The organism is Pontimicrobium sp. MEBiC06410 (genome assembly GCF_053601615.1).
In genome coordinates, this window is sequence record NZ_JBSHNT010000122.1 from 26,439 (window position 1) to 35,459 (window position 9,021).

A 9,021-nucleotide genomic window follows, 5' to 3' on the forward strand; every position below is an offset into this window, starting at 1 on the left:
TATGAATTTAAGAGGAAGAAATAAAGTAACACCAGAATTCAATATGTCATCTATGACCGATATTGTATTCCTGCTACTTATCTTTTTTATGATAGCCTCTACATTGGTAGCAGCTGAGGCTATAGATTTATTGTTGCCAAAAGCCTCTAATACAGTATCGCAAACAAAAAACGTATCTGTTAGAGTTAATAAAAATCATCAGTATTTTGTAGATAATAAAAAAGTATCAAAAAACAGATTAGAAGCAGCAGTATTGTCTAAAGTTAATGCATCTAAATCGTCATCTGTATCCATAGGTTTTGATCCGGGCGTAGAAATGAAACATGTGGTGTATATTATGGATATAGCTAATAGAAACAAAATAAAATCGTCATTAGCAGCAAAGTCTCAATAAGTAGGTTTATAACATAAATGAAAAAGCGATTACTCATTTATCTGTTATTATTAGTAATAGCTATTGTGTTAATGTTAGCCTTAAAAACGTATACTTACGACTCAAAATATAATAATGGCATAGATTTGGCATTACCAGAAGTAAAACAGTCCAATCCTAAAGTAAAACGAGCTTTAGAAGTAGCAGTTATAGGAGAAGATAATTATACCATTGAAGGGCAAAGCGTAGAGAAAGACAGTTTAGAAATAAAAATAATTAATTTTGTAAGACAAGAAGGCTACAATGGTATCATAATCAAATCTCATCAAGATGTAGAGATGAGGCATGTGGTTTACATTATGGATATTACTAATAGAAATAAAATAAAATCTATGTTAGCCGTAAAGGATGAAGATTAAAAGAGAAAGAGATGAAGTATTTAGAAACTAAACACGAACGTAATTCGGCAAAAATAACAACACTATTGTTATTAATTTTATTACTGTTGTTATTTGTTGTAGGTCCTCCATACTTAGATCCACCAGCAGAATATGGTGTAGCCGTTAATTTTGGGAATTCTAATGTAGGTAGCGGAGATGTACAACCAGAGAAACCAGTTAAATCGCAAAATAACAATATAAATAAACCACTAGAAGAAGCACAATCTCAACCAGAACAAGCAGAAACAAAACCTGAAGCAGCAGCGTCAAATGCACAATCTGAAGATGTTATTACTCAAGATTCTGAAGAAGCAATAGCTATAAAAAAGAAAGAGAAAGAAGCGAAAGCTAAGGCAAAAGCCGAAGCAGATGCTAAAGCCGAAGCAGATAGAATAGCTAAAGCAAAGGCAGCAGCAGAAGCAAAAAAGAAACAAGAAGAAGCCGATAAAAAAGCAAAGTTAGATGCTTTAATGGGAGGGCTTAATAATTCAGATGGAGAATCATCTGGAAGTGAAGGGGACGATAACCAAGCAGGAGATAAGGGGCAATTAAACGGTAACCCCTATGCTCCTAGTTATTTTGGAGACCCAGGAACAGGAAATGGAGGAGTAGGTTACGGATTAAATGGAAGAGGAAAACCATCTAGAAAAAAAATAGTTCCAGATTGTCAAGAAGAAGGGAGAGTTGTAGTAGAAATACATGTTGACCGATCAGGAAAAGTTATAAAAGCTATTCCAGGTAAAAAAGGAACCACAGGCGATTCTTGTTTATTTGAAGCTGCTAAAAAAACAGCACTATCTCATAAATGGCCAGCAGACTCTAAAGCTCCTGTAAAGCAAATAGGTTTTGTAAAGATAGATTTCACAGTAGGACAATAGCTAATGACATATCAAGAAACCGTACAATGGATGTTCGCACAACTTCCAATGTATCAAAAACAAGGTAAAACAGCATTTAAAAAAGATTTATCTAATACTTTAGCTTTAGCAAAACACTTAAAACATCCAGAACATAAATTCAAATCTATTCATGTAGCAGGAACCAACGGTAAAGGTTCTACAAGCCACATGCTGGCTTCTGTATTACAAGAAGCAGGTTATAATGTTGGTTTATATACCTCTCCACATTTAAAAGATTTTAGAGAGCGTATAAAAATAAATGGAGTAGAAGTTAGTAAACAATATGTCATAGGTTTTATAAAACGAAATAAATCGTTTTTAGAAGCTCAGGGATTGTCTTTTTTTGAAATGACGGTAGGGTTGGCTTTCGACTATTTTGCAAAACAAAAAGTAGATATTGCTATTATTGAAGTTGGGCTAGGAGGGCGCTTAGATTCTACCAATATAATTACCCCAGTAGTTTCAGTAATAACTAATATAGGCTTAGATCATACCCAGTTTTTAGGAAATACACTACCAAAAATAGCGGCAGAAAAAGGTGGCATCATTAAACATAATATACCCGTTGTAGTGGGAGAAACACAATCTGAAACCGTTTCAGTGTTTACAACTTTAGCAGAAAAGCACAATGCAGAGATAGTATTTGCAGACCAAGAAGTAACAGCAGCCTATACCAGCGATTTAATAGGGAATTATCAGTATAAAAATATTAAAACAGTTGTTCAAACAATTAAAGTTTTAAATCGCAAAGGAAAATATACAGTTACTAAAGAGCAACTTAAAAAAGGGTTACTTAATGTTGTAAAGAATACACAGCTATTAGGACGTTGGCAAATTTTACAAGAACAACCAAAAGTTATTTGCGACACGGCGCATAATAAAGAAGGTTTAACCTATACTATGCAACAATTACAACAAGAACAGTACAAGGAGCTACATATTGTTTTTGGAGTGGTTAACGATAAAGATTTGCAATCCGTATTTGGAATACTACCTAAAAAAGCAACCTATTACCTCTGTAAACCTAATATTCCTAGAGGTATGGATGTACAACAATTAAAAACGGAGTTTCAAGCAGAAGGCTTTACAGCACAAGTGTGTAATTCCGTAAAAGAGGCCCACACCTTAGCTCTAGCTTCTGCAAAAAAAGAAGATGTTATCTATATAGGAGGTAGTACTTTTGTTGTAGCAGAAGTTGTTTAAAACCATATAAGTTGTAACTTTCAGGTTTCAAAATAAGAGTCTATAATAAATTATGTTAGAAATAATTAATCAAACGTTTTCCATAGCATTAAAAAGTAAAAAAGAAAACTTATCTACTTTCAATAGAAATATAGAAAGAATATATCATGAATTTGATGCATTGGGGTACCATATAGTCGATCCAATTGGACAAGCTTATAAAAATGAAATGACCGATGTAGAAGCCAATATAGTTGGAGATATTAATGGAAATATGAGTATTGTTAAGGTACTAAAACCTATTGTTTATAAAATTGAGGAAGGAGAAACAAAATTAATTCAAAAAGGAATAGTAATAGTAGAATAGTATATGAAAACTATAAATTTCGCTATAGATTTAGGCACAACAAACAGTCTTATTGCTAATTATAATAGTGGTAATATTAAAGTATATAATAACCCTTTAGGTTTAAAACAAACGTTACCATCTTGTGTTGCTTTTAGAGGAGGAAGAATAATTATAGGAGATAAAGCTCTAGATTATTTAGAAAAAGATGCAAAAAACGTAAGTATGCTTTTTAAGCGTAAAATGGGAACACAGGAAACCTATTTTATTCCATCTATAGAAAAAGAAATTTCTCCAATAGAACTATCATCATACATATTAAAAGAGCTTAAAAATTTTGTTATAGACGATGTTAATTTAAATTCTATCGTTATAACAATCCCTGCATCTTTCGATACAATACAATCTAATGCTACTAAAAAAGCGGGCTACTTAGCTGGATTTAAAGAAGTAGTTTTATTACAAGAGCCAATTGCTGCATGTTTAGCTTATGCAAATACAGCTAATTTAGACATAACTGAAGCTCAAAAGTGGATTGTATACGATTTTGGAGGCGGAACTTTTGATGTCGCTTTGGTAGAAGTAAATGATAGAGAGCTAAAAGTAATAGACAATGAAGGTGATAATTTTTTAGGAGGAGCAGATTTTGATAATCTAATAGTAGAAAAAATTATTGTTCCTCTATTGGAAGAAAAATGTAACACCAATAATCTTTGGAAAAATATTAAAGCGAAGTCTAATAACTATAAAGGATTATATTTTGAACTTCTAAAAAAAGCAGAGGAAGCCAAAAAAGAGCTATCTGTTTATGAACAATCGGAAATAGAATTAGATATAGCTATTAATGGAATTGAGTTGTTTGAAGAGATTATTATTACTAGAACTCAATTTGAAAATGTCATAGCAGATAAAGTAGCACAAACTATTGCACTTATAAAAAAAGTAATATCCCAGAATCAATTAATTAATTCTCAAATAGAACGTTTAATATTAATAGGAGGAAGTACTTATGTCCCTTATATAAGGGAGAAAATAAAAGAAGAAACAGGAATTTTAGTAGATTCAAGTGTAAATCCAACATCTGCAGTTGTTGAAGGAGCTGCATACTATGCAGGATCTAAACCAGAATCTGTAGTAGAAGAAAAAGAAGATCTTTCTAAACAAACTTCGCAAGTTAAAGAAGACATTGAGTGTAATATTTTTTATGAGCAAAACACAAGAGATTTAGAAGAATTAATTACTGGACGAGTAAGTTCTAACGATATTATCAGTTATAGAATAATAAGAACAGATGGAGGATACGATTCTAGTATAAAAGCATTAAATAATGCTTCATTTTCAGAGTTTGTTCCTCTATTAAAAGGACGATTAAATAAATTTAAAATTCAGTTATTAGATGGCAACCAAAATGTATTAAAAATAATAGATGATGTAGCCATTAATCAAGGTAGTTATAATGTTTTAGGGCAACCTTTGCCTATTGATATTTGTATGGAAATAGACGATATAGATGCCTCTACAACACGATTAGAGAAAATATTTGCAAAAGGCAGTATATTACCTTTAAAGAAGAAAATATATAAAACAGCTTCTAAAACTATATTACAAGGCTCAAAATCTAATTTAATTATTAATATCATTGAAGGAAAATCTAATGGCTTACCAAGCTCAGGGCTTAGTATTGGGTTTATAGAAATCTTTGGAAAAGACTTAGAAGAAGATTTAATTAAAGGAACAGATATCGAAATTGAATTAGAAATAACAGAATCTAGAGATTTAAAAATTAATGTGTTTTTGCAATCCTGTGATCAAGAGTTTCAAAATGTATTTAGTAAGTCAGAACGTTCAATAAGTATTAATAAAATTAATCTAGAAATCAATTCTATTTTAGCTGAGGTAGAGGAATTGATAAAAGAAAATAATAATGATGAAAATTTTGAATATTCCAATCAATTAGAAAAAATTAGAGTTGGATTAATTGAAATACAAATAGAAGCAACATTATTAGAAGACGATGATATTTCTGACCAGAAATATCAATTAGATGATAAAAAAAGAAAACTAATTCAATCTTTTGATGCTTTAACCAGAAATAAAGCAATAGCAACAGAAATAGAAGAATACATGTCTTCTAAAGAAAGCTTAGAGTATTTAATTAATAAAGAAGAGAATAAACGTTATGAAGATAAATATTTAAAGATTATTAATAACGAAAAAGAGGTGGTTAATTCTGGAAATAAGTATTTAATACGAGCCAAAATTAAAGAGTTAGAACTTTTATTTAACGATATAATACAATCTAGCGACGAGAATTTTATTTCTTACTTTTTAGGATTAAAGTACAGTACCGAATATTCTAATCAGCGAAAAGCAGATAAATTAATAAAACAAGGAGACGAAGCAATAGATAAACAAGATTATAAATCGCTACGCCATATTGTTTATGCCTTATATGCCATGTTACCAGACTACGAAAAAGAGAGACAGAAACAGTTTAAGGACGATTCTAAAACTGGGTTAAGTTAATTTTTATACTTTTTATTATAATAATTAGTGTAAAGCCTATCTATATTTAATGTATTCAGCTTTACACTTTTTGTGTTTATCGCTTCTTTACGTAAGGTGTCTATAGTAGTAATTGTTTTTCCGCCGATGTTGTTTTTTCTTATATTTATTTTGTTGTAGAAAGGTAAAATACTTATCTCTTTTGGAATCTCTTTTTCCAGATGTTCAACAGTATACATTTTAGAAATGTCTGTATTATCTATAAAATGAGAGAATTGAGTGTCTACAAAGTTTTCTCCAGTGTAAAAAACTAAAGAGTCTCCAACTTTTAAATCAATATAAGCATTTTTGTTTTTGGGTATATATAAAGATTCATCAATACCCTTTAGTAACCTAAAAACAATAAGATCCTGCATACTCTTGTTTTTTATTTGGGTATAACCCTTATCATTACTTTTGTAATAACTAGGTAAGGTGTAAAACGTTTTAGGATAAGGGTTAGAAAGCGGTTTTATTACTGAAGGTGTGATGTGCTCACTACTAGTTTTTCGTTTAGTTTTACGCTTTAATGTGTATAAAAAACGAATATGATTTTCTAATTTAAACTTTTCTGAATATTTAGGGAATACTTTGTATTTACTAGTGTTATTTTTTGAATTAGTGTCATCTAAAACTGTGCTTTCTATTACTGTTTCTTCTATGACTTCATCATTATCAAATGTGTTATTATGCTTTTTCTTACTTTCTTCAATTATTTCTTTTAGAGTTTTACCATTAGAACCATAAGGTTTGTCTAATAGTTCTTTATAATATTCATTATCTTTAATATTTATAATGGTATTGTCAGAACTTTTATTTGAATAAACTATAATTCGTATAACAATAAAGATAACGACAAGTACAGTGCCTATACCATATCCAGACCCTGAAGTGTTTTTACGCCTTGTATTGTATGAATAAGGCTCGGCAATTTCTGCATTAGAATCTAATAAATCTTTTAAAAAAGTATTTGAAACATCTAATTGGCCCAGAGCAACCATAGTTTTGGCTGCAAAAATGAAATTAATATTATCTGTATTTCGTCTTTTACTGTTATATAAATCAACAGCAGCAGAGCAGAGCTCTTCAATCTCTTCAGAAAATGAGTTAGGAAACTCGTTCAAGCTTCTAATAAAATCATAATCATTAATATAAGCTATTGGGTGTCCCTTTTCAAGAGTTTTTCCTTTTCTTAGGTATACAGAAGCATAATTTAATTTCGATTTAAAAAAGTTTACTATTATCTGATTGATTTCTTCCGAAAATAAAAAATTACGCCTGACAACAAGTAATAATAACTGGTATTTTCCATTATTAAGAGCAGCAGAAAGAAAAGGTTTTATGTTTTCTTTAAAGTAAGGCGTTAAAAAATGTCTTAGAGCTTCAGGATTTTTAATAGCCTCATTATCTATAATGATAGAATCTTCCGAAATATCCGTGTATTGCCCACTTATAATTTTCTTTAACCATACATGCTTTTCAACAAATAAGTGATTTTGTTTAGTTTTTTCATCTTTAAAATGCTCTATTAATAGAGAAAGCTCTCCTAAGTTACTTGTATTATTAAGTACAGCATTAGCTTTTAGCTGCTTTTGTAGCCTAATTATTTTACTAGCATCAATATTGGAAAGCGCTTCTATGTCTAATCCTAGCTCATCGATTAAAGAAATATACTTCAAATTGGGAGTATTTAATTAAAATTCTAAAATATTAAATTATTAGCTTTTATAACTCAAAATTAAAAAGAAGTATTTTTTTTAAAGAAGTTGTTAGCTAGAACTATTGTGTTGATTTAATATAAAGTGTTTATTTATAGTTAACTAAAATAAATGTTTTAATTATATGTATTCCATTAAAAAACTTAAACATTAAAAAAACTAAAAATAATTCTAAAAAAGTGTGTAAAATATTTTGAATGGTTAAACTTTACGTTATATTTGCACCCGCAATCAGGAAAAAGGGCGCGTAGCTCAGTTGGTTCAGAGCACTTGGTTTACACCCAAGGGGTCAGGGGTTCGAATCCCTTCGCGCCCACTTTTTCAAATTGCAGTTCATAATACATAATAAGGGCGCGTAGCTCAGTTGGTTCAGAGCACTTGGTTTACACCCAAGGGGTCAGGGGTTCGAATCCCTTCGCGCCCACAAAAAAGGAGTTATCATAACGATAATTCCTTTTTTTATGCACTATACTGAAAACGCTTTATAAAAAACAAATAGAATTATAAAAAAGGTCTAAGCTATTGCTTAGACCTTTTTAAATTAAATATTTAAAATTGTTTATTATCGTTTCAACGCAAAATGAGCCTTAAACGTTTTCACTTCATTAGTGCTCGGTTCTCTATACTGTACCGTAAACCAATACGTACTATTAGGCATAGGGTTGCCATTATAGGTACCATTCCATCCACTTCCAGAAGGACTTAGTTGTTTTAATAGTTTACCATAGCGGTCAAAGATATAAATAATAGCATCTGCTTGTCCAGCTAAGCCATAGATGTTCCACGTATCGTGGTACCCATCCCCATTAGGTGTAAAGTAATGTGGGTAGTCTATAATTGTAATGGTTATGGTGGTTTCCCCACAGCCTATAGCGTCTCTTACCGTAATAGTATGTTCCCCTGCTTCTACATTGCTAAAGGTATACATTCCATCGTTTGGTGTATTGGCTTCCCACGCACCACCATCGATACTAAACTCGTATACTGAGATCGCTGTACTTGCTGTTGTTGTCGCCGTTACTGCAATATCGTGTTGGTCTGCAAAAGCTAATGTGGTTATCTCTGCGGTAACCACTGGTGGCTCACTTACTTCTACAAAGGTTACTGTATTTGGGTCGCCTACTATGGTAGAACAGCCTAAGGCACTGGTAACCAATACCGAGTAGTTACCGCCTTCTGTTGGGGTAATACTTGATTGGTTTGCGTATTGTGGTTGTTCTACGCCTTCTAAGTACCAGGTAAAGGTATAGCCATCGGCTACGGTTAAGCCCGTGTCTATTGCTGGCGTGTTAATGACTTCTGTGCCATTGGTGTTGATACATAATAGGTAATTGTCTTCTAAATTAAACGATGGCATTGGGTTGACTTGCAACGTTAGCTCTGCGGTAGCGTAACAGTCTGAGCTATCAACCATTGTTCCTGTACCATCATCTACCATAGTATTATTGTCTACGCGTACATAAATAATTTGTGGGTTGGTGACATTGGTATAGGGTATTGGTAATGGGTTAATGCCTGC

Annotated in this window: 8 protein-coding genes and 2 tRNA genes; 8 read left to right on the top strand and 2 right to left on the bottom strand. The window is 31.5% G+C overall.

Annotated features, from left to right (window positions below):
• The first annotated feature begins 1 nt into the window (after position 1).
• From ACVC08_RS01435 to ACVC08_RS01460, 6 genes are read left to right on the top strand one after another with little or no spacing between them, the layout of a single operon-like run.
• Positions 2–394 (top strand): ExbD/TolR family protein, encoded by a 393-nt coding sequence (locus ACVC08_RS01435; protein WP_452600704.1) that lies wholly within the window; start codon positions 2–4, stop codon positions 392–394.
• Between the two features lie 17 nt (positions 395–411).
• Entirely contained in the window at positions 412–792 is a 381-nt protein-coding gene (locus tag ACVC08_RS01440; RefSeq protein WP_452600705.1) for an ExbD/TolR family protein, read from the top strand.
• Between the two features lie 11 nt (positions 793–803).
• Entirely contained in the window at positions 804–1,691 is an 888-nt protein-coding gene (locus ACVC08_RS01445; RefSeq protein ID WP_452600706.1) for an energy transducer TonB, read from the top strand.
• Between the two features lie 3 nt (positions 1,692–1,694).
• Positions 1,695–2,915 (top strand): bifunctional folylpolyglutamate synthase/dihydrofolate synthase, encoded by a 1,221-nt coding sequence (locus tag ACVC08_RS01450; protein WP_452600707.1) that lies wholly within the window; start codon positions 1,695–1,697, stop codon positions 2,913–2,915.
• Between the two features lie 52 nt (positions 2,916–2,967).
• The gene (locus ACVC08_RS01455) at positions 2,968–3,261 is read left to right on the top strand and encodes a hypothetical protein (protein ID WP_452597044.1); all 294 of its coding nucleotides are present in this window, start codon (positions 2,968–2,970) and stop codon (positions 3,259–3,261) included.
• 3 nt (positions 3,262–3,264) lie between these two features.
• Positions 3,265–5,766 carry an Hsp70 family protein gene (locus ACVC08_RS01460; RefSeq protein ID WP_452600708.1) on the top strand — a complete coding sequence of 834 codons (2,502 nt, stop codon included), beginning with the start codon at positions 3,265–3,267 and terminating at the stop codon, positions 5,764–5,766.
• On the opposite strand, the gene ACVC08_RS01465 is transcribed toward ACVC08_RS01460, so the two are convergent.
• Positions 5,763–7,463: a hypothetical protein gene (locus tag ACVC08_RS01465; RefSeq protein ID WP_452600709.1), complete on the bottom strand. Its 1,701-nt coding sequence runs from the start codon at positions 7,461–7,463 to the stop codon at positions 5,763–5,765. The genes ACVC08_RS01460 and ACVC08_RS01465 overlap by 4 nt on opposite strands.
• A 280-nt stretch (positions 7,464–7,743) precedes the next feature.
• Here ACVC08_RS01465 and ACVC08_RS01470 point away from each other — a divergent pair.
• Together ACVC08_RS01470 and ACVC08_RS01475 are read left to right on the top strand one after the other, a co-directional pair.
• A tRNA-Val gene (locus ACVC08_RS01470) sits at positions 7,744–7,818 on the top strand.
• Between the two features lie 33 nt (positions 7,819–7,851).
• A tRNA-Val gene (locus tag ACVC08_RS01475) sits at positions 7,852–7,926 on the top strand.
• A 138-nt stretch (positions 7,927–8,064) separates the two neighbouring features.
• Here the strand turns inward: ACVC08_RS01475 and ACVC08_RS01480 are convergent.
• A partial coding sequence (locus tag ACVC08_RS01480; RefSeq protein ID WP_452600710.1) for a T9SS type B sorting domain-containing protein occupies positions 8,065–9,021 on the bottom strand: 957 nt, incomplete at its 5' end.